We start from the raw sequence: 21,445 nt of genomic DNA on the forward strand, positions 1-21,445 counted from the left end.
CCATGAACCTGGCGCGTTACCGCTTCATCCTGTCGCGCCCGTTGCAGTTGTTGCCGGTGCTGTTTGGTATCAGCGTGATCACCTTCGTGCTCGTGCGCTCCATCCCCGGCGACCCTGCCAGGGCGCTGCTGGGCTCACGCAGCACGCCGGATGCGTTGATCAAGATCCGTGCCCAGTACGGTCTCGACCAGCCGTTGTGGATGCAGTACTTCTACTTTCTGAAGAACCTGCTCAAGGGTGATCTTGGCCAGTCGCTGCTCTATAAGGTCGATGCCTTGCAGTTGATCGCCACCCGCATCGAGCCGACGCTGTTCCTGGTAGCGGGCAGTGTGTTGCTGTCGTTGCTGATTGCCATTCCCCTGGCAACGCTGGCGGCCCGCAACAAGGGTGGTTGGAGCGATCACCTGATCCGCCTGTTCACCACCGCTGGCCTCGGCCTGCCGGCATTCTGGCTGGGGATCATGCTGATCCTGCTGTTGAGCGTGCAACTGGGGCTGTTCCCGGTGTCGGGTTATGGCCGTACCTGGCCGGACAAGCTGCACCATATGGTGCTGCCTTGCCTGACGATTGCCCTGGCACTGTCTGCCGTGCTGGTACGCAACCTGCGAGCCAGCATGCTCATGGAGTTGCAAGCCGACCACGCGACCGCCGCCCGGGCCCGGGGGTTGCCTGAGCGTGCGGTCTTTCGCCGGCACGTACTGCCCAACTCGCTGGTGCCGACCGTTAACCTGCTGGCCGTCAATATCGGTTGGCTGATCAGTGGCACCGTGGTCATCGAAAGCCTGTTCGCCATTCCCGGTATCGGCCAGTTGCTGGTGCGCGGCATCTTCACCCGTGACTACATGGTGGTACAGGGGGTGGCCATGGTGCTGGCCTGTGCCACGGTGATGGTCAACTTCCTGGCTGATGTGGTGACGGTGGCGATCGATCCCCGGGTGAACATGCGATGAGCGTCCATGTCTCGATCCCCGCCAGGCGCTTGGGCCTGGGTTTGCGTAATGGCCAGTTGGCCACGATGCTGGGCCTGGCCATTGTCGGCGGCTGGTTGCTGCTGGCGCTCTGCGCGCCCTGGATCGCCCCTTACGACCCTATCGTGCAGGACACCGACATCCGCCTGTTGGCGCCGAGCCTGGCCCATCCCTTTGGCACCGACAACTTCGGGCGCGACATCCTCTCCCGGGTGATCTGGGGCGCGCGCATCGACTTGCAGCTGGCGGTGATCGGCGTGTTGTTCCCGTTCCTCATCGGTACCTGCATCGGCGCCCTGGCCGGTTACATCGGCGGGCGTTTCGACACCGTGTGCATGCGCTTGATCGATGTGATCCTGGCCTTCCCGTTCCTGGTACTGATGCTGGCGATCATGGCCATCCTCGGGCCGGGCCTGAGCAACTTCTACATCGCCATGGCCCTGGTGGGCTGGGTGTCCTATGCGCGGTTGATCCGTTCGCAGATCCTGGTCCTCAAGGAGAGCGATTTCGCCTTGGCGGCCAAGAGCCTGGGGTTTGGCCATGGGCGCATCCTGTTTCGCCACTTGCTGCCCAATGCCCTGTTCGGTTCGATTGTGTTCTCCATGTCCGACGCGGTGCTGGTGCTGCTCAACGGTGCGGCGGTCAGCTACCTCGGCCTGGGCGTGCAGCCACCGACTGCGGAGTGGGGCACCATGGTCGCCGAAGGCCAGAGCTTCATCACTTCGGCCTGGTGGATCTGTACCTTCCCGGGATTGGCGATCGTGACCCTGGCCATGGGTTTCAGCCTGCTGGCCGATGGCATTGCCGAGCGTTTTGGAGAGCGTCCATGAACGCACCGGTGCTGCGTGTCGATGAGCTCAGCGTGATCGCCCATGACCATGGGCGTGAGGTCACGCTGGTGGACCGCTTGTCGTTCGACCTGGCCGAAGGCGAGATCCTTGGCCTGGTGGGGGAGAGCGGCTCGGGCAAGACCATGGCCTGTCGGGCCCTGATGCGCTTGTTGCCTTCGACGAACCTGCGGGCCCAGGGCAAGGCCGTGCACCTGGCCGGGCAGGACCTGCTGCAGCTGGATGAGGCGGGCATGCGCCGCGTGCGCGGCCGGCGCCTGGGGATGATCTTCCAGAACCCCAGCAGTCACCTCGACCCTTTGATGCGTATCGGCGAGCAGATCGGCGAGGGCATCCGCCTGCACCAGGGGGCGTCCAAGCGCGAGGCACGGGCCGAGGCCATCGAGGTGTTGCGCCAGGTGGGCATTCCCGACCCGCAACGACGGGTCGACAGTTATCCCCATGAGTTTTCCGGTGGCATGCGCCAGCGGGCGATGATCGCCGTGGCCCTGGGTTGCAACCCCCAGGTGCTGATCGCCGACGAGCCGACCACGGCCCTGGACGTTACCGTACAGGCGCAGATCCTGCGCCTGCTCCTGGACCTGCGTGACCGGCATGGGTTGTCGATCATCATGATCACCCACGACCTGGGCGTGGTCGCCCAGACCTGCGATGCCATCGCGGTGATGTACGCCGGCCGGCTCTGCGAGCACGGCAGCAAACATGAACTGCTGGCTCGCCCGCAACATCCCTATACGGCGGCGCTGATCGGTTGCCAGCCCACGAGCGCAAGTGGCGAGGCCCAGTTACGGACCATCGCCGGCCAGCCGCCGCTGCTGGACCAGTTGCCTGTGGGCTGCCGCTTCAGTCCACGCTGTTCGCGACCGGGCAGCCGCTGCAGCGAGTCGTTGCCGCAGATGCAGGCCTTGGCGACGGGGCAGCGCGTGGCCTGTCATTACCCTCTGCTGGCCGGAAGCCCGTCATGACGTTGTTGCAAGTGAAGGATCTGCAGGTGCGTTTCGCCGCACCCGGCACCGGCCTGTTCGGGCTCAACAGGCAATGGCTCAATGCAGTCAATGGCGTGTCGCTGAGCCTGGAGGCCGGGGAGGTACTTGGCCTGGTGGGGGAGTCGGGCAGCGGCAAGAGCACCCTGGGGCGAGCCATCCTGCGCCTCAATGACATCAGCTCGGGGCAGGTGCTGTTCGATGGCGTGGACGTGACTCAAGGCCGCAAGGTCGATCTCGAGCGACTGCGTCACGAGACGGCGATGATCTTCCAGGACCCTTATGCGGCGCTCAATCCACGCTTGAGCATTGGCCAGGCCATTGCCGAAGTGCTGCGGGTGCAGGGGGTGGTCGCGGCGCCACTGATTCCCCAGCGGGTCGACGAATTGCTGACCCTGGTGGGCCTGCGGCCGGAGCTCGCCGGGCGCAAGCCCGGGGCCTTGAGTGGTGGCCAGTGCCAGCGGGTAGGGATTGCCCGGGCGCTGGCGGTGGAGCCGCGCTTGATCGTCGCCGATGAATGCGTGGCGGCGCTGGACGTGTCCATCCAGGGGCAGATCATCAACCTGCTGCTGGAGCTGCGCCAGCGCATGAACCTGGCGATCCTGTTCATCGCCCACGACCTGGCGATCGTCCAGCGCCTGTGCAGCCGGGTGGCGGTGATGTACCTGGGGCAGATTGTCGAGCAAGGGCCTACCGATGCCGTGTTCGGCGCGCCGCGTCATCCCTATACCGCTGCGTTGATCCAGTCGATCCCGCATATCGACCCCCATCGGCCTTTGGCGAGCGAACCCTTGCCGGGCGAGCCGCCCAGCCCGTTGGCACTACCGGGCGGCTGTGCCTTCCATCCGCGCTGCCGGCAGGCCCGACCCGCCTGCACCGCAACACCGCCACCTAACCGAGACCTGGGTGGGCACAGCTACCGTTGTGTGCTCGCCGAACCCGTGCTTTGAAATACGTTCATCAAAAAGGAGTTTGACCATGCGTTCGAAACACCTGCGGTTGCTGACCGCCGCCACATTGACCCTCTGTTCGTTGGCCGCCGGTATCGCCCAGGCGGCTGGGGTACTGACCATCGGTTGCCGTGAGGAAAGCACCACCTTCGACCCGATCAAGAGCGCGCAGAACCGCGACAGCTGGGTCTTTGCCAACGTCTACGACGTGCTGGTGCGGGTCGACAACACCGGCACCAAGCTGCTGCCGGGTTTGGCACAAAGCTGGCAGGTATCTGCCGACGGCCTGACCTACACCTTCAAGCTGCGCCCGGCCAAGTTCTCCGACGGCTCGCCGATCACTGCCGGCGATGCCGCGTTCAGCCTGCTGCGGATTCGCGACAACAAGGGCTCGCTGTGGAGCGATTCCTACAAGATCATCGACAAGGCCCAAGCCACCGATCCGCAGACCCTGGTGGTGACCCTCAAGGCACCGTCCGTGCCTTTCCTCGCGCAACTGGCCACGCCCAACGTCTCGATCCTGTCGCAGAAGGCCATGGAGAAAATCGGCGAGGACGCCTACGCCCAGGAGCCCGTGGCCTCGGGTGCCTTCATCGTCAAGGAATGGCTGCGCGGCGAGCGCGTGGTGCTGGAGAAGAACCCGCATTTCTGGCAGGCCGACAAGGTGAGCCTGGACGGCGTGGAATGGATCTCCATCCCGGACGACAACACCCGCATGCTCAAGGTCCAGGCCGGTGAGCTGGACTCGGCGATCTTCGTGCCGTTCTCCCGGGTCGAGACCCTGAAGAAAGACCCGAACCTGGTGATCCACACCGACCCTTCCACCCGTGAAGATCATTTGTTGATCAACCACGATCACGGCCTGCTGGGCAAACCCGAAGTGCGCCAGGCCCTGGACATGGCGATCGACAAGAAATCCCTGGTCGACACCGTGACCTTCGGCCTGGGCCAAGTAGCCTATTCCTACATCCCCAAGGGCGCGCTGTATCACAACGCCAACAACCCGCAGCGCCCCTATGACCCGGTCAAGGCCAAGCAGCTGTTGAAGGATGCCGGGGCCTCGGGCCTGAAACTCAACTACGTGGTCAATGCCGGCAACGAGGCCGACGAGCAGATCGCCGTCCTGGTCCAGCAGCAACTGGCCGCCGTGGGCGTGACCACCAACCTGCAGAAAGTCGACCCGACCCAGAGCTGGCAGATGCTGGTGGATGGCGACTACGACCTGTCGGTGATGTACTGGACCAACGACATCCTCGACCCCGACCAGAAGAGCACCTTCGTCCTGGGGCACGACACCAACATGAACTACATGACCCGCTACAAGAACGACAAGGTCAAGGCTCTGGTGGCCGATGCCCGCGTCGAGGCCGACCCGGCCAAGCGCCAGCAGATGTACACCGAGCTGCAGGCCATCGCCAAGCAGGACGCCCACTGGATCGACCTCTACTACAGCCCGTACATCAACATCTCGCGCAAGAACATCGAGCACTTCCAGCAAAGCCCGCTGGGCCGCCTGTCGCTGGAAGAGACGGTGAAGAACTGAGGGTGATGGACGCTGCAGGGAGAACGCTCAGCGTTGTCCCTGCATGATTGCCTGGAGGGGGCGGCGCTGTTTGCGGTCGTCCTTGATTCGCCGGATTCCGGGCATAAAAAAAGACGTCCAAGGACGTCTTTTTTGTTTGCTGGAAGCAGCCTGGAAGGGTTGCGGAGCGTTATTTCCCAGGCTGGTTACCAGGAGCGTTTTTTAAGGCGCGGGCCACTGGACAGGAGGTTTTCTCGCCGGTTCGCTGCTGGCCGGGGCTGGTAGGCATTGGGGCCCAGGGTCCAGGCATTATCAATGTGCTCAAAGTAGGTCTTGAAGGTTGAGCGCAAACGCGGGCTCAACTCGAGAATGTACTCTTCCTCAAGCATGACGGTGACGACAAATTTGTCTTCAACGATCACTGCATCACTGATGCGCTGCCAAAAACGGCTCTGGCGTTGTCTTTCTGATTCGCCCAAATCAGGGTTGGTAATGACTGCAACATGCCCCTTGTGCTCAGCAATGCAAAAAATGCTGGGCGCGAGCAGCCCTTGGAAATAGGCGGCTTCCAGCAAGGCAATAACACGTTCATCGTGATCTTGGTCCCAAATCACAGCCAGGCGCTGCAGTTCTATTGGGCTATCGGGCTTTGCAAGCAGGGGGGCGGAGATAATCGAGTAATGTGCTTCGAGCGCACCAACATTGTGTTGCTCGTCATATTCGGTGCGGAAGAATTCAGAGTACTGCGGAAGGTCGACGCGGGAGCTTAAGCGCATAGGAGGGCACCTGTTTATTTAGTAATGGTCAATTACGACGCTGTCTTTTCGGGATCAGCGCAATCTTGGTAATGGTCAATTACGGCGCTGTCCTTTCGGGATCAGCGCGGTCGGCACGGATTAAAGTGCTTCTGCGCCTCGGTTGTCAATACGCTTGCCCAGGTTCCAGGTGACGACCTGGGTCGATGCGGTTCCCGTCCGCTAATCGTAACCTCCAGCATCTGTGGCCTAGGTCGTCGGAGGGTGGTTCGTTGTCGGGGGTAGCTTGAGCTTTTTTTAGGTTCGGTAGCGGCTTAGAGGGGCGATGGGCAAGCCGTTGAGTGGTACTGGGGGGCTGCTGGGGTAATTCCAGGCACAAAAAAGGCACTTGCGAGATTCGCCAAGTGCCTTTTTGTATCGCTTGTTTGGTGGGCCGGGGTAATCTGAAACAAGTCGGTATCTATCTGTTTTTATTGGCTAATAATCAATCTAATAAATAGCTTGGAATACCAGATGGAATGCTGGTTGATCTGGCTTTCGATGGAATGGTGCTTTTTGAACTCAGCCAAGCGACTCATCAAAGTAATCGCTGTCGAGTCTCGGCACCTTATAAAGCTGCGAGCTGACACCAACCTCGTGATCCAACATCAGATTGACCAGGCGTTTGCCGTCGACCAGCACCAGCCCCTCGACCGAGCGCGCGAAGTCAACGGCCTGGGCGGTGAAGCCGGAAGTGGTGATGAATACACCGCGTTTGGCTTTCTGCCCGGCCAATGCGCCATAGAACGCTTGCAGGTCGGGCCGGCCGACGGTGCTCTGCCAGCGTTTGGCCTGCACGTAGACTTTCTCCAGCCCCAACGCGTCCAGCGAGATCACTCCGTCAATGCCGCCGTCGCCACTGCCGCCGACTTGTTGCAGCGCCTGACGGTTCGCGCCGTAGCCCAGGCTATGCAGCACATCGAGTACGATGTGCTCGAAGCGCGTCGGGCTCGCTTGCAGCAGGCTGTCCAGCAGGTCGCCCGCGACGCTGGTACGCAGCTCGAGGATGGCTTGGTTCAAGCGCTCCTGCGGGCTGCTAGTGGCGAGGTCGGTCTGGGCAATCGGCGTTGAAGTGTCGTTGCTCTCATCCAGCGAGGCGGCGTCCGGCGCTGTCTTCAGCTTCACGCTCATGAAGTTCACAGCTAGGTGCTCGACCTGTTCTGGGCTCAACGGAGCCGGGTTGGCCTTGGCGAAGGCGCGGCCGGTGTCGGTCAGCTGCCAGTAGCCACGCTTTGCGCTGCTGGAATAGCCGGCGCGCTTCAGCCGATCATGCGCCCAGCCTGAACGGTTCTTGTAGGTGGCCTGGCCACTGGCGATGGTCTCCTGCCGCTGTGCTTCGCTTAGGCCAAGTGTCATGGCGGCCGCTTCGTGGGCCTCGCCCGCCATGGCACCCTCCGGGTGGGCGGCGAGAAAACGCAGGATGGGCTCGATGAACTGGTCGTAGGTCGGGACTGACATCGTTGGTTTTCTTCCAGAAGTAAGGCTTAGTCCGCCGTGGCGGATCTGCGACCGCGTTTGCCCTTGGGTGCAGCGGCGTGTTGGGCTTTGATGCGATCAAGCAGTACGCTGGCCGGTTCGTCGTTCGGGTCCTGCGGTACCAGCTCACCGCGGAATGCCTTCGCAAGGATGCTTTGGGTCAGGCCGTCAATGCGCGCCTGAGCTACTTTGACGCGGACTTCCAGTTGGCTGACGAAGGCGAAAAGCTGTTCGACACGCTGAATGATTTCGATTTGTTCAGTTGTGGAAGGAAGACTGATCTCGAAGACTTTCAGAAACCCGAGATTAATCCTAGGCCGTGTTGCACCATGGACTGCTTCTCTGATCTGGCGGTAGGTTTGCCTAGCTGCCAGTGAATATAGTAAAAATTTAGGTTTCGCAACTGTTTGATCGATTCGAAGACAGAAGCAATCTGCCTTATTGATGAAAGTCTCCTCGCTTTTTGGTAATTGGCAAACCCTGATCTCCTCATCGACAAATGACGAAAACAAAATATCCCCTGGCTCAAGCTTGTTCTTAGCAAGCTCTTTAAACTTTGCAGGGCTTATGAAGGTTTCTTTTTCGGAAATGAACCCCCCATATGGCCGATGTTTTCCAAGCGCACTACTCGTACTCCCTCGCTTGTATAGTCATCCGACTTGAGCTTGGAGCCAAACGGGCCGTCAAATGCGACGCTGCATACTGATTTTATTGCAGTTTTTTTCCATTCTGGATCCACGGCTTGAGCATGACGCCAATCCTCCGTCAACCGCCCGGAAACTGCGGCGGCGAGGACGGATTGGCGGAAGCGCTTGAGCAGCGCGGGGATGCTGTCGACACGGCATTTAAGGGTATCGACCTGGGCCAGTAGTTCGTCGAGTTTTTGGGCGATGCGTGCTTGTTCCGCGGGTGGTGCAATGGGTATTTGCATTCCGCCTAGGGCTTTCAGATAAATTCCCTTCTGCGCCGTCCCTTTTGCATTATTCAAGAAGAAAGACTGCGCTGCGGGGGAATCCAAAAGGTATTAACCTGGCAAATAAATAGGGCATATTAGATAATCTGTCTCCATGAAAATAGATGCCCGTAAACTCAGCCCCCAAGAACAACGTGAAAAGCGCTCCACGGCCCTACGCATGCGTGAGCAGGGTTACACCTACAAGGCTATTGGCGAAGCGGTTGGTGTTCACCCCCGCACTATTGCTCACTGGGCGCAGGTCGCAGAACATAAAGGCGAAAAGGCTGCCATTGCCGGCGGCCAGCGTGGTGTGCGCCAGGGTGATCGCCGCAGTTTGAGCTCCAGCCAGGAAGTGCTGATTCGCACCTTGATGACCGATAAGATGCCCGACCAACTCAAGCTCGGCTTTGCGCTCTGGACGCGTGATGCGGTGCGAGAACTGATCCGCCAGCGCTGTGGTTTTCTCATGCCGGTTCGAACGGTTGGTGAATACCTCAAGCGTTGGGGCTACACCCCGCAGCGCCCACTGCATCGGGCTTATCAGCAGAAACCTGAAGTGGTTCAGCACTGGCTGGATAATGAATATCCACGCATCGCACAGCGGGCCAGGGCTGAGAATGGTGAGATTCAGTGGGGCGACGAAACCGGTATGCGCAGTGACAGCCATGCTGGCCGCAGCTACGCCCCTATTGGCGAAACGCCGGTGCGCCTGGTCAGCGGCAGTCGTTTTTCCACCAACATGATTTCCACCGTGACCAATCGGGGCAAACTGCGCTTCATGCTGTATCGGGAAACGCTGACAGCCCCAGTGCTGATTCGCTTCCTGAGTCGCCTGATTCGCGATGCTCAGGGCCGCAAGGTGTTCCTGATTCTCGACAACCTGCGCGTACACCACAGCAAAAAGGTGAGCGCCTGGGTTGGCGACCGCAAAGAGCAAATCGAACTGTTCTTCTTGCCGGCCTACGCCCCGGAGTTGAACCCTGACGAGTATTTGAATTGTGATTTGAAACATCAGGTTCGCACGGGCTTGCCGGCGCGTAATCAGGACGAACTGGAAAGGCGTGTTCGCTCGGTCATGAGACGATTGCAATTACGCCCTCAAAGAATCCGTTCTTATTTCCGGCATCCACGTATCGCCTACGCAGCATGATTTGGTGTATTTGATTGCCGGGTTAATAACGGAGGTAGTTCGGGTTCATAAGGTTTGATTTTAACACTGCAACGCTACGTTGCAGTGTGAACTCAGGTGCCGTCGCTGGAACTACAGCGGTGCGGCCAATGGCTCCAACAATAGTAAGCAAGACATCCCCTGCAGAAATATTGGTCCTATTGTTTTCAAGTTCAAAGTCGTCAGTGCTCAATAAGCGCAATCCATCAAAATGTATTTTTCCATTCTGAATATTCTTAGCGCTTAACATCGGCTTTCCCGATGGCTGACCGGTAGGCGGGTTATGAGAGCCGTCAACAATCCTATAGCAAATATCTGCAAGTGTTGCTGTTTTCCAAGTTTGCGGAGATTGCCAGCTCACGATTTGAACTCCGCGCTAGTTTCCTCAGCCACCACCAATCCCATCACCTCGGCCATCAACTGCTTCTGCACCGCCACTTCATCCCCAGCACCCATCGCCCTCATCAGCTCCTCCAACTCATGCAGCGCCTCAGTCAGCTCAGCCATGGCCTCACCCGCCAACACCTCCGGCGCCGGCAAGTCATTTGCATCCAGACTGTCTCTATCCTTCAACCAGCTGATATCCAGCGAATCTCCACGCTGCTCAATGAAATCGCGCGTAAACACCCGAAAGCGACTCAGCTCACCAATCCCCTCGATATTCTCCGCACGCGGGGTATTGCCATTGGCATCCGCCCCATACGCTTCTTCGAAAGGCTTGAGATGCGCCGCTCCAAAAGGCGTACGCTTACCAAAATTTGGCATGTTGCTGCGCAAATCGTAAACCCACACACGCTGCGTACAGCCTTGCTCCTGACGTGGGTTCTCAATCGTGCCTTTCTGGAAAAACAGCACATTGGTCTTCACGCCTTGAGCATAAAAGATCCCCGTCGGCAGGCGCAGAATGGTGTGCAGGTTGCACTTGTCCATCAGATCGCGGCGTACATCGGTGCCGACGCCGGCTTCGAACAGCACGTTGTCCGGCAGCACCACGGCGGCGCGGCCGCCCGGCTTGAGGCCACGGTAGATGTGTTGGAGAAAGGCCAACTGCTTGTTACTGGTGCGGTAGGTGAGGTCATCACGAGTCGGGCCACCGCCACCCTTGGCAGTGCCGAACGGTGGGTTGGAGAGGATGAGGTCGACCTTGGGTAAGTTGGCCCCGGTCTGACCTAGGGCGTTGCCCAGGTGCACCACGCCTTCTTCGTCGCCTTCCATGCCATGCAGCAGTGTGTTCATTAGTGCCAGACGGCGAGTGCCGGGCACCAGTTCTACGCCAACAAAGGCGCGATTGCGCTGGAATGCCTGGGCTTTGGCATCGAGGTCGTAGTAATCGTCGGTTTGACTTTTGATATAGGCGTCAGCAGCGATCAAAAATCCCGCAGTACCGGCGGCCGGGTCTTGTATGGTCTCGCCTGGCTGCGGCTTGATGCAGCGGATGATGCTGTCGATCAGCGGGCGCGGGGTGAAGTACTGGCCGGCGCCGGACTTGGTCTCGCTGGCGTTCTTTTCCAGCAGACCTTCATAAAGATCGCCGAGGCCGTCTTGGCGGGCGCTGAACCAGTCGATGCCGTCGAGGCTCTTGATCAACTGCTCGAGGTGGCGCGGTTCCTTGAGGCGAGTCTGAGCGTCGGCATAGATGGCGGCGATCAGAGGGTCAGGGTTTTTGCCAAGGTCCAGCAGCATCTGCCGGTAGTGATCGAGCAGGTTAACGCCGGACTTGCCAGCCAGGTCTGGCCAGCGCGCGCCTTCGGGCAGCTTATGGCCGAAGCTGTCGTTGTTCTGCACCTGTTCGAATTCCATCTTGATGAACAGCAGCAGCACGAGCTCGGTGACGTAGTCGCTGTAGTTGATGCCATCGTCGCGCAGAACGTCGCAGAGGTTCCAGAGTTTCTGGACAATATCGGAGTTGGTCATGGGGTACCTGTGGCGAAGTGTGTAAAGCGCCAGATCGCGCTGGCGCAAAGAAATGGTTGTCTGGGCTCAGTCGTCTGAGGAGCGTTGTTCGGCCTTTAGCGCTCGGCCGGCCGCAGTCAGGCGATAGCGTTGCTTGCTGCTGTTGGGCTTGTCTGGAATGGTCATCTCGACCACGCCAAGCGCCAGTAGTGGGGCCAAAACCTGCTCGCGGAACTTGCTACGGTTGCTGCGCCCGACGAAGGTCATTAGCTCTGGCGCAGTGTGATCGCCCGTCATCTTGCACAGCAGCGTTATCTGCTCTTGCTGCAAAGACAGGCGAGTTTCGGCTTGTTCTTCTTCGACAGCGGACTCAGTCCCTACTTGGTCCCTACTTGGTCCCGACTTAGTCCCTACTTGGTCCCCACTTGGGCCCGAAAGAGGCCCTTTTTCAACGGCGCGCTGAATCACCACCTTGAACTGATTACTCTGCCGGTCGTCCTCCAGCCGGATCATTGGCCAAGCATCGATAGCGCGCGGGATGCCGGTTCCCAAACCGCGATAGGGGAGAATGTGCACAGCATGGGAGGTGAGCGTCGGGTTACGACGGTTGGACAGGCCAAATCGAATTTTCTCGGTATCGAGCACGTCAGGCAGGTGCCCGGGGCTGATCAGTTCGATGCGATCGGCGAAGATCATGATCCGAATGGAGGCGCTGACAAAGTAGTCGCGGTGGATCAGGGCATTGACCAGCAGTTCTTCAAATACCTCCTCCGGCACTTCCAGTTGGCCGAGGGTATTGAAGCCCTGCTGGCGCTGCACGTGGTGTAGGTTGCGCTTTATGAAGGCAAGGCTGCGTCGGTACTGTTCCTGCAGATTACCGTCGATATCTTCGCTGTCTAGATAGTGGCGGTCATGCAGAACCGTGCCCGGAAACGCCACGGCCTTGACATCGAACGCCGGGCACAGACGTTGTGGCGCCTGGCCGAAGAGCAGCAAACCGGCCAAATTGGGTGTGTCGCCACTGGCGAGGCCAAGATTTTCCAGGATGCGGATGGTTTCCAAACCTGTCTGTTCGGGGCTCTGCCGAAAGCGTCTTTGAAAGTACTCGCCGAGCGCCTTGGCATCTATATCCGCTACGCTGCTGCCCGCGACCGGTACTGCATCAGCACACACCAGCCCGGCCTGCTGGAACAAACGCTGCAGTTCTTCACGAGCCGTGACCCGACGCTTGTCGGCGCCGTTCTTTACCCAGATGCGACCCTGGTTGTCGACATAGGGTTTATTCAGCCCTTGTTCGACTGTCACCACCATGACCAGCCCGTGTTCGGTCTGAATGTTGCTGGACCGCGGATTAATCGCCGGGCGGACGTTCTGCGAAGCCGCATTGGAGAGGAGCTGATTGAGCCGCGCCACGTCGGCACTACTCAACCCGCTTACGGTACCGCCATCGTCTACGCCAATCAGCAGATGGCCACCAGACGTATTGGCGAACGCCACCAACTCGGCTGCCAAGGCATCGATATTGTTGAAATCTCGCTTGAATTGATGGCGGCTGTCCTCACCACAGGCAAGGATCTGGTGAAGCTCTGCAAGGGTCATTAAGCTTCTCTAGCTGTGCGGTCGATAAGTCGAGTGGCCGGGCATTATCCCTCATGAACGAGTAGGTGGCTAACCCCAGCGTTTGTGAGCGGACTTATCCGGTCTGTGCCCACAGATTGTCATTCAGGGCATCCAGCACCACGGTCAAGTTGCCGCCGAGCATTTTATTCAGCCGCGTGCTGCCGCCATCATTCTGGAACGCTTCGCCAATCTGCTTCTCGTCGATTACAACCTCATGTACTAACTGCTTGGCCAAGCGATCCAGCCACTTGCGCTGGACTTGGGTCCAAGACTGCAAGGTGTAAATCGTTTCCATTGCCTTGGTTACGCGTTGCTCGAATGGCAGCAGGGCCTCGCCGAGGGCGGCGCGGCGGATGAATCCGACGATGCTGGCAGCGATCTCCTGGTTGGTTTGATTGCGCCAGGCGCTTTGCAGGTTCACCTCGCTGTAGCCATGACCATCAAGCAGCAAGCGCACCTCGCGCAATTGCTCACGGGTCAGGTCTTGCGGACGGTTGACCACTACGCCTAGGGCCACCGACTGGTTCAACTGGTTCTTGATGAAGTCGTTGAAGCTTTCCAGATAGTCGGCAGGCCTGTGGTAATCTCCGTAGCTTTGTTCACGGACCATCAATTCGTCCGAATGGGTGGAGATCACTGGATAATTCAGCGATCCCAGCAAAGCATTAACCGTGGCGAGCTGATTGAGCAGTTGGACATGCTGTTGGATGAACTGCGCAGCTTGCTGTGGACCGAGCTGGTGCAGGTGCTGATGCAGTTTGTCCGGGGCTATGCCCCAGGTGTTCTCCAGTTCGGCGAGCTTGGCCTTTAGGGTTGGCTTTTGCTCGGCCTTATGGCTGGCCTTGCGCAGAATACGCATGATCCGCTGGCTGAGCTGGTCCAGGACGTCGTGGGCATGACTAGTGTCTGGCTGGTTACCAGGAGCATCGAGGCTGGCTGGGTTGCTTAGCTCGCTGACCAGTTGTTCGAGGCTGATGCTCGGATCCTTCACCAGCGGCTTCATTGTATCTACTGGTTCGAGGGCGGCGTACAGATCAACGGGATCGTAGATCTTGAAGACTGTCTTGCCAATATCATCGCAGCGACGAGTCGCGCGGCCCTTCATCTGTTCGTAGAGGATGCGCGAACGCACCCGGCGCATGAACACCAAGTGGCAGATGCGCGGCACGTCGATACCAGTAGTCAGCAGGTCGACCGTGATGGCGATGCTGGGGTAGCGCTCGTTCTTGTACTGGCGGATCAGTTGTTTAACCTTGTCACTCTGCCCAGTGATGATTTGTACCGCCGCTTGGTTGTAATCCTCGTCGTGAACGTCTTTGAACGCTTCGTCCAAGAGGTTTTTCACCCGCTCGGCATGGGCCTGATTGACGCAGAAGATCATTGTTTTTTCGTCGCCCAACGGGTCGAGCTCTTGTGCCAGTTGCTCGCAGATGACCTTGTCGAAACCGGGCGTAATCACGCGGCGATTGAAAGACTCGATTTCGAAGTCGAGTTCGTCCTCGAGTTCGGCGACATCCACCTCGCCGGTGCTCGTATCGATGACGCTGACGCTCTCGCCCTTGCCAAAGTGGATGCCATTATCGCTCAGCAGGGTCTTGTAGCGGATTGGCGGTTCATGATCGATCAGCCAGTCGTCAGCTACGGCCTCACGGTAGCTATAGGTGAATATCGGGGCACCGAAGACCTCGCTGGTGTGCTTGGCTGGCGTGGCTGTGAGGCCGATGCGGCAGGCGTCAAAGTAATCAAGGACGCGCCGATACTGCGACAGGTACTGGTTGAAGTCGCGCACCGCCAGTTCGCCTTCAGTCATTTCCTGGTCGAGGGTGTAACCGCGGTGGGCTTCGTCGACGATGATGCAATCGAAGGCATCGATGGGCGGCGGAGTATCCGACTGGAAGATGCGCTTGACCATGGCCTGTACGGTAGCGACCTGAACTCGTGTTTCTGCTTCGGCAGCCATGTCACCGAGTTCTTTGACGTCGTAAATTTGCGACAGTGTGTGGTTCTGTTCCAGCGTCGCCTCGTTGAAGGCTTCAATGGCTTGTTCCCCCAGTGCGCTGCGATCAACCAGGAAAAGAATACGGCGAAAGCGCTCTGCCTTCAGCAGGCGGTACATCAAGCCAATGATCGTACGCGTTTTGCCTGTCCCTGTGGCCATGGCCAGCAGGCATTGGCGGCGATTGGCGGCCAGCGCCTGCTCGACGGCGCGGATGGCGTTTTCCTGATAGTCGCGCAGCTTGAGGTAGGCGAAGCCTTCCTGCTGTAGTTTCGCCTCGGCGTCCTCACGGCTGCGTTTGAGTAGGTCGAGTAGACCGCCCGGCGTGTGGAAGTCCTGCAGCGGCCGGCGCAGGTTGGCCGGACTGCGCAAGTCACGAAACCAGATGCCAGACAGCTCAGCGAGCTGCTTAATGAAGGGCCGGCCATTGCAGGCAAAGGCAAACGGGACTTTGAAGTGGCCGCCCTGGCCATCCGCCCAGCCCGTGTTCTGCCCGGCCGGTTGCAGATTGTCAGTAACGATCAGTTGGCGTGAATAGCGCTCGGCTTGGGGAATGCGGTCCGCTATGTTGACACGCTTGCGCTTAGCTTCGACGATGGCGACTGGGATTAGGCCGGCGAACAGCACGTAATCAGCGTTTTCTTTCGGCTTGCTGGTTGGCCATTCGGCGATGGCCTTGTTCTTGCCCTTTTCGGGCCGAGCGCCCTTGCTGTAGGTAAGATCGAGCGAATCGGCTTCCCAGCCGGCATCGTTCAACTGTTGATCGATGAGAATACGGGTGAGGTCTTCATTGAGGTCGAACTGGCTGCTTGCCTGCTGAGTTTTACGCGTGACCTGCTGGGCAGCTTGCGGCTGATCTTCAAGCTGTTGTTGCAGCACTTTCAGCCGCGCCTCGAAATCGACTCGGGCCTTCGATAGTTCTGCCTCGCGTTCAAGGGCAATCTGCTCGTAGACGCGGGCTTCCTCGTTCATCTGCCCAACAAGACTGGCTTGCTCATGCTTTTCTTGCGCCAGTAGCTCGGCTAATTGGTGGTTGTTCTCCAATTGCTGGCGACTGTCGCCCAGCTCTGCGCGAAGTTTTTCGATCTGCCCCTGCAGCTCACGTAGAGGCTCACTCGGATCGACCGGAACCATGAAAGGCCCAGGCTTAAAGGTGTTGCCGCCCGTGCCAAATGACTGGTGATACCAGATCGCCAAGGCGCGGGCGACCCTCAGCCCGTCCAGTGCCTCACGATGCTGGGTGCGGAATTCATGGGTAGCCTTATTGCCTTCGATGCGCAGCGTATGGAATAGGTTACGGATGTTACCGTCGAGCTGGATTTCACGACTCAGGCGGAACAGCAGATCAGCTTGGGAAGTAGTGGCGTCGAACTCAATGCCTGCTCTTACCGCCAGATCCTGGGCGAGCGCTTCGCCCAACTGGCGCAGTTTGATCAGCGTCGTGTTGGGGTCGCTGGAAAATACTCGCTCGGCCGCATTGGCAAGTTGGAAAAAAACCGGATCGTGTTCTTTGAAAAAGGCGAAGTTGCTGTTCTCTGCCATGTTCCATCCCTTGAGTTCGTCACCAGCCATCCCGAGAGTGGTGGCGCTATAAAGGCATAATGCCAGACGAAGCGGGGTGCGTGTATAATCGTATGCCGTCGGTCCAGCGTGACCAGCTTCTGGTCGAGGGCGAGATGTTACGCTTGTATGCGGCGCGACTTGCGCATAATCGGGCTGACCTTTAAAAGTCATGATTTCCTCAGCACTGAGGAGATTGCTTATAGGCGCGTCGACGCCATGATTTTCCGAGGCGGTGGCGATTACCGATGGGTAGGAACGGGAGCTCCACTCAACGCTTAAAAACCCATGGCCTTTCCAGGCGTCGTGCGAGCAGTTGGACAGTAAGCAAATAGTAATACTGTGTTGCTTCACTGCGGCCGGTGAGGAAGTGTTCAAGAAACCAAACCAAATGCTTTCGCTGCCAGGCCCAAGGAGTTGATCGCTGCCAGCGTTTTGCGATTTCAGATTGGATGATTCTCGCCTGCCGCAAATGCCGGTGCCGCGTCGCATGCGACCCTGTCAGCACGGCACTCAAGAACAACTCCATATCAAACGCCTTAGTCATACCCTCCCCCCTATGTAGGCAGCGACCACTTCAATCCGTCCATGCCCCAGCTCATCGCTGATCTGCATGCGAGCCTCAAGATCTAGGCGCCGGTCTATGGCGTAGCACTGACCACCATTTACAGGCGCACGGTGATGTGTGATCTGTTCATAGCGCTCACATGCAAACGCCGCCCGAAGTTCGTGAAAGCCTTTGAGGTCGTGTGCTTTCAGGACCTCTCTCGCTGGCTGTGCTATTTCCTGCAGAACGTTCAGATAGCTCTCGTTTGGAGCAATCAGGTTGCGGCTATCCGTGGGGGATACTTGCAATGCAAATCTAAGTGCGCCACGAATATGGTCATCCACCTTAATCCAGCGGGGGGCAGATGCACCGGCGCGGCCGCCTTTTGTGCCATCCTGAATATTGATTTTGCCGTAGAGCGCGGCTTCACGGCTCAGCCGTGGCAGGTCAGCCAGGATGGCCTCGCGCAAACGCATCCCCGTGGCTCGCGTCAACTGAACTATCGCTGCTGCTCGCATCTGACCACGGCTACAAAGCATCTCGACGATCTGCTGTACCTGTTCGCGGTCTTGGCCTTGCGGCGCCGATTGACGTACCCCGGTGCGCTGCATACCCAAGGCCTTGCTCGGACTTGGCAATTTTACATATTGATCACCGCGAAGCGCTGCCATGGTTCGGTTAACGCTGGATAGCCGGTTTTGGGCAGTGCTGATTGCTAGGTCGCTGTGCTCAACGAGGCCGCGAAGGTATGCGGCATAGTTCGACAACACCTCGCGGTCAATCTGCCGCGCATCGTTGACCCCGGGTCCCGCTTCAGACCGGCACCACTTCACGAATGCCCGCCACCGATCGCTGTGCGCCTTGACCGTGCCGTAATGGCCACCACCGAACATATCTTTCAGCGCCTGCTGACCCGCATAGCTCAACTGCCTGCCGTAACCGAAATTGCGGCCATCGCGTCTACCTACCAATGCCATGTCAGTCACCTCATCATCCGATCTCCAACCCTCGCCCCACGTCATCCCGCCAAGAATGCTGAGTGTTATCAGGGATCAAGGCCCCTGCGACCTGTGGGGATGTCCTCTAACGCGGGACTGGCGGCTCCTTACGACCAGGAGCAAGGGCATCTCATGATCTGGCCTCCTGAGCACCGTTACCGGTGGGCGGGTGGAGGCTGCATTGGCTAACGAGACCAGTGCCGCGAGATCCTGAGCCAGGTGCAAGCAGCAATGCGATGACCGGGGCATGCCTGACTGTCAGTCAGGTGCAGTCCATTCCTTGGTCTGCGGCACCATCATCTACATCGCTGTTGCTGGTGACATCGGCGTTTGTCACGCCGATTGTCACGAGGAGGAATGCCGCAAAGCCATGTGCGATCAGGGCTGCAGCAGTGGTGGAAGTGCCCGTCTCTTTCCAGAAGAAAGAGACGGGCACAGGTTGGCGCAAGATTCGGCCAAGCGGATAGGTTGCTGCAGGGCAGCGAAGTAGGAAGTGTCGTCTGGCGCACGAGGGCCATGATCTGAAGTAGGCATCCATCACCGGGGAGGTGACCGGGCGAGCTGCCGGACGCGAATCGCCATTTGGGGGGAGAACCACCGCAGGAGCGGCGTGGCCTTCAAGGTTCGGACCACCTGGGTTGCTGTCATCGACAGCGGTTGCACGGCCAGTTCTACGCCTGTGGAAAAATCTGGTCAAGGTTCGAAATTCAGCGCCACTTTGGACTTCAAGAGCAGTTATCCACCGGTGGAATTCCGTGGTAAATCCTGGACAACGTCGTGGCTTTTAGCTCTTCAAAGTAAGGTCCATCCAAACAGGGCGGCTTTGCAGCCCTGTTTGGATGGACCCGCGCTGACAAGCGGATAAACGAGGCTGCTTTCCCTGATTCCTGAGCGCTCAGTTGCTGTCGCCACCGTTACCGCGCCTGTACAGCGCTAGCGGATCGGCACCACGTTCCTGTCTCTGGCTTGGCCATATGCTGAGGCGAGCAGGCTGCCGGTGGCGGCGTTTTGGATGTACTCGCTCCACCAGGCCATCATCGGGCGTCGGCGCTCAATGTAGTCGGCTCGGTTGTAGGCGCTCCGCACCTCATCCTTGTCGACATGCGCCAGTGCAACCTCAATCAGCTCCGGGTCCCAGCCATGCTCATTTAAGATGGTGCTGGCCATCGAGCGCATGCCGTGGCTGACCAACCGATCCTGGAACCCCATGCGCTTCAACGCCATGTTGGCGGTTTGGCTATTGGCGTGGGTACGTGGATTTCTGTCTGCCGGGAATACGAATTCGCGATGGCCGCTGTGAGTTTTCAGTGACTCCAACAGAGCGACAGCGTGATCACTCAACGGAATGCTGTGAGGGCGGCGCTTTTTCATCCGCTCCGGTGGGATAGTCCAGACACGCCTTTCAAAGTCGATGTCTGCCCAGCGAGTAGTCGCCGCCTCGGCGGGGCGAGTCATCGTGTGCAACTGCCATTCGATGAGGCAACGGGTTGTGCGTTTGATGCTGGCGTTAGCGATCTCCAGCATGAGCTCGGGGAGCTCTTCGGGCGGTAGCGCTGCCATGTTTTCTTTCTTGGGCTTTTTGAACACCGCCCTTATACCGGTGAGAGGGTTTGCGAAGATCAGGCCGGAGTTGACGCCGTAGGTCATGATCTCGTTTAGCCGTTGGCTAAGACGTTTGACAGTCTCCAGGCTGCCTTTCGCTTCGATTGGACGAAGCAATGCGATCACCATCGGCGCCGTGATTTTCGTGAGTGGTGTCGTCTTCAAATCGGGGAACACGTGCAGCGTGAGCGACCGCCAAATGTCCTCGGCGTAGGCAGGGGTGACCGAGTCCTTCTTGAGTTCGAACCAAGCGGTGGCCACGTTCTCGAAGGTGTGTTCCGTTTCTGCGCGCTTGGCTTCATTCAGCGTATTACGCTGCACCTTCGGATCGATGCCCTGGGCGAGCAGCTCCCGCGCATCGACTGCCATCTTTCGTGCGTTCGCCAACGACAGTTCGGGGTAGGTCCCGAAGCCGATGTTGATGCGCTTTTTGGTCACTGGTTCGCGGTAGTTAAAATTCCACAGCAACGAGCCGTTGCTGCGTACGCGGAGCTGCAAACCGTCACCGTCTGTGAGGACGTAATCCTTGGACGCCGGTTTGACTCCCTTGAGCTGTCGATCGGAGAGGCGGAGGTTTTGAGCTGGCATGAGATTGTCCTCAGGCACTAATTCGGTATTCCAAAGATTAGCACCGGACGGACTGGAATACCGTCTGGAATACCCGAATGGCTGGAACTCAAAAACTCTCAAAAGACCGAAAAAGCGCTGGATGCCTCGTATTTACTGGATTCCAGGCACAAAAAAAGACGTCCGTGGACGTCTTTAGATGATGAAATGGTGGAGCCGGGGGGATTTGAACCCCCGTCCGCCAGTACTCCGCTGTCGGTCCTACATGCTTAGCCGTGTCTATTGAGTTAACCCTCAGCGACCCGACGGGCAGGGTGCTTTGGGCGAGTTGTGTAAGTTTTAGCCGCTTCGTCCACAACGTACTGCACGGCGATTCTGTTCTATATGACAATCATTTTGGGTTTACAGACATCCCCTGATGATTGCTGGACCCGAAGGTACCAGGGGGGAAGGGCTAGCGCCGCTTACGCAGCGAGAGCGTAATCCCCGTAGGTTTCGTCATTGGCAACTATAGGAAGTTGCAACAGTGGATTTACGAGTTCTGTTACCAACTCGGCATGCACCTAAAGTTTCGCAACCGGCGTCGAATCCAAAACGGCCCCGAGCCTGTCATGCATCGACAACAGGTTGGCGGATTCTACGCTAATCGTCGCCAGAAGGCCAACCCGAAGGTTGGCCTTGGTGGTGGGCTACTGATCGCCCTTGGTGTTGTTCTGCAACATCTGGATCGCCTGGGTGGTCAGGGAGATACAGTTCTTGGTGCCCTGCTCGGTGCCCTTGGCCTGTTCGGCGGTGGCTTGCTGGACCTTGGAGTCGATGTCGCTGCTAAGGTCCGAGCTCATGGCTTCGGTGCTGACCTTGGCGTCGCGAATCTTTTGCAGGTTGATCTGGCACAGGTCTTCTTGCCCGGCGGCGAACGCCGGTGAGGCCAACATTGCAGCAGTGATGAACAGTCCAGCCAGTGCAGAGCGCTTCATGGTCGTCTCCTTGGATCACAG

Annotated in this window: 18 protein-coding genes and 1 other RNA gene; 6 read left to right on the top strand and 13 right to left on the bottom strand. The window is 58.6% G+C overall.

Annotated features, from left to right (window positions below):
* Nucleotides 1-2: 2 nt before the first annotated feature.
* From ATY02_RS05065 to ATY02_RS05085, 5 genes are read left to right on the top strand one after another with little or no spacing between them, the layout of a single operon-like run.
* Nucleotides 3-950 (top strand): ABC transporter permease, encoded by a 948-nt coding sequence (locus ATY02_RS05065; protein WP_068577493.1) that lies wholly within the window; start codon nucleotides 3-5, stop codon nucleotides 948-950.
* Nucleotides 947-1,798 (top strand): ABC transporter permease, encoded by an 852-nt coding sequence (locus ATY02_RS05070; protein ID WP_068577495.1) that lies wholly within the window; start codon nucleotides 947-949, stop codon nucleotides 1,796-1,798. The genes ATY02_RS05065 and ATY02_RS05070 overlap by 4 nt, the downstream gene beginning before the upstream one ends.
* Nucleotides 1,795-2,781: an ABC transporter ATP-binding protein gene (locus ATY02_RS05075; protein WP_068577497.1), complete on the top strand. Its 987-nt coding sequence runs from the start codon at nucleotides 1,795-1,797 to the stop codon at nucleotides 2,779-2,781. The genes ATY02_RS05070 and ATY02_RS05075 overlap by 4 nt, the downstream gene beginning before the upstream one ends.
* Nucleotides 2,778-3,749, top strand: coding sequence for an ABC transporter ATP-binding protein (locus tag ATY02_RS05080; RefSeq protein WP_068577499.1), 972 nt, complete (start codon nucleotides 2,778-2,780; stop codon nucleotides 3,747-3,749). Before ATY02_RS05075 ends, ATY02_RS05080 begins: the two co-directional genes overlap by 4 nt.
* Before the next feature lie 28 nt (nucleotides 3,750-3,777).
* Nucleotides 3,778-5,292, top strand: a complete 1,515-nt coding sequence (locus tag ATY02_RS05085) for an ABC transporter substrate-binding protein (RefSeq protein ID WP_068577501.1) — start codon at nucleotides 3,778-3,780, stop codon at nucleotides 5,290-5,292.
* A gap of 185 nt (nucleotides 5,293-5,477) precedes the next feature.
* Here ATY02_RS05085 and ATY02_RS05090 read toward each other — a convergent pair whose 3' ends face one another.
* From ATY02_RS05090 to ATY02_RS35890, 4 genes are all read right to left on the bottom strand, one after another.
* The gene (locus ATY02_RS05090) at nucleotides 5,478-6,047 is read right to left on the bottom strand and encodes a hypothetical protein (protein ID WP_068577503.1); all 570 of its coding nucleotides are present in this window, start codon (nucleotides 6,045-6,047) and stop codon (nucleotides 5,478-5,480) included.
* 540 nt (nucleotides 6,048-6,587) lie between these two features.
* The gene (locus ATY02_RS05095) at nucleotides 6,588-7,523 is read right to left on the bottom strand and encodes a restriction endonuclease (RefSeq protein WP_060764093.1); all 936 of its coding nucleotides are present in this window, start codon (nucleotides 7,521-7,523) and stop codon (nucleotides 6,588-6,590) included.
* Between the two features lie 26 nt (nucleotides 7,524-7,549).
* Complete coding sequence (locus ATY02_RS05100; protein WP_164823623.1) at nucleotides 7,550-8,053, bottom strand: restriction endonuclease subunit S; 504 nt, start codon at nucleotides 8,051-8,053, stop codon at nucleotides 7,550-7,552.
* Nucleotides 8,054-8,106: 53 nt separating this feature from the next.
* The gene (locus ATY02_RS35890) at nucleotides 8,107-8,559 is read right to left on the bottom strand and encodes a hypothetical protein (RefSeq protein WP_068577507.1); all 453 of its coding nucleotides are present in this window, start codon (nucleotides 8,557-8,559) and stop codon (nucleotides 8,107-8,109) included.
* Nucleotides 8,560-8,608: 49 nt separating this feature from the next.
* On the opposite strand from ATY02_RS35890, the gene ATY02_RS05110 reads away from it, so the two are divergent.
* A complete protein-coding gene (locus tag ATY02_RS05110; protein WP_011911785.1) occupies nucleotides 8,609-9,646 on the top strand; it encodes an IS630-like element ISPa47 family transposase in 1,038 nt (345 codons plus the stop codon).
* A gap of 22 nt (nucleotides 9,647-9,668) precedes the next feature.
* Here ATY02_RS05110 and ATY02_RS05115 read toward each other — a convergent pair whose 3' ends face one another.
* The 9 genes from ATY02_RS05115 to ATY02_RS05160 all read right to left on the bottom strand — a co-directional run bounded on the left by ATY02_RS05115 (nucleotide 9,669) and on the right by ATY02_RS05160 (nucleotide 21,424).
* A complete protein-coding gene (locus ATY02_RS05115) occupies nucleotides 9,669-10,025 on the bottom strand; it encodes a hypothetical protein (RefSeq protein WP_164823624.1) in 357 nt (118 codons plus the stop codon).
* Nucleotides 10,022-11,578: an N-6 DNA methylase gene (locus tag ATY02_RS05120; protein WP_060764091.1), complete on the bottom strand. Its 1,557-nt coding sequence runs from the start codon at nucleotides 11,576-11,578 to the stop codon at nucleotides 10,022-10,024. The genes ATY02_RS05115 and ATY02_RS05120 overlap by 4 nt, the downstream gene beginning before the upstream one ends.
* Nucleotides 11,579-11,644: 66 nt before the next feature.
* Nucleotides 11,645-13,156, bottom strand: a complete 1,512-nt coding sequence (locus tag ATY02_RS05125; protein ID WP_060764090.1) for an RNA-binding domain-containing protein — start codon at nucleotides 13,154-13,156, stop codon at nucleotides 11,645-11,647.
* Nucleotides 13,157-13,250: 94 nt separating this feature from the next.
* Nucleotides 13,251-16,715 carry a type I restriction-modification system endonuclease gene (hsdR, locus tag ATY02_RS05130; RefSeq protein WP_060765271.1) on the bottom strand — a complete coding sequence of 1,155 codons (3,465 nt, stop codon included), beginning with the start codon at nucleotides 16,713-16,715 and terminating at the stop codon, nucleotides 13,251-13,253.
* A 289-nt stretch (nucleotides 16,716-17,004) separates the two neighbouring features.
* Complete coding sequence (locus ATY02_RS05135; protein ID WP_081095874.1) at nucleotides 17,005-17,280, bottom strand: hypothetical protein; 276 nt, start codon at nucleotides 17,278-17,280, stop codon at nucleotides 17,005-17,007.
* Entirely contained in the window at nucleotides 17,277-18,257 is a 981-nt protein-coding gene (locus tag ATY02_RS05140) for an integrase domain-containing protein (protein ID WP_060765272.1), read from the bottom strand. The genes ATY02_RS05135 and ATY02_RS05140 overlap by 4 nt, the downstream gene beginning before the upstream one ends.
* 954 nt (nucleotides 18,258-19,211) lie before the next feature.
* Entirely contained in the window at nucleotides 19,212-20,468 is a 1,257-nt protein-coding gene (locus ATY02_RS05150; RefSeq protein ID WP_032895260.1) for an integrase domain-containing protein, read from the bottom strand.
* 187 nt (nucleotides 20,469-20,655) lie between these two features.
* Nucleotides 20,656-21,049: a transfer-messenger RNA gene (ssrA, locus tag ATY02_RS05155) on the bottom strand.
* An 87-nt stretch (nucleotides 21,050-21,136) separates the two neighbouring features.
* Nucleotides 21,137-21,424 (bottom strand): hypothetical protein, encoded by a 288-nt coding sequence (locus tag ATY02_RS05160; RefSeq protein WP_068577741.1) that lies wholly within the window; start codon nucleotides 21,422-21,424, stop codon nucleotides 21,137-21,139.
* Nucleotides 21,425-21,445 lie beyond the last annotated feature (21 nt).

The organism is Pseudomonas sp. BIOMIG1BAC (assembly GCF_001705995.2).
Taxonomy (GTDB): domain Bacteria; phylum Pseudomonadota; class Gammaproteobacteria; order Pseudomonadales; family Pseudomonadaceae; genus Aquipseudomonas; species Aquipseudomonas sessilinigenes.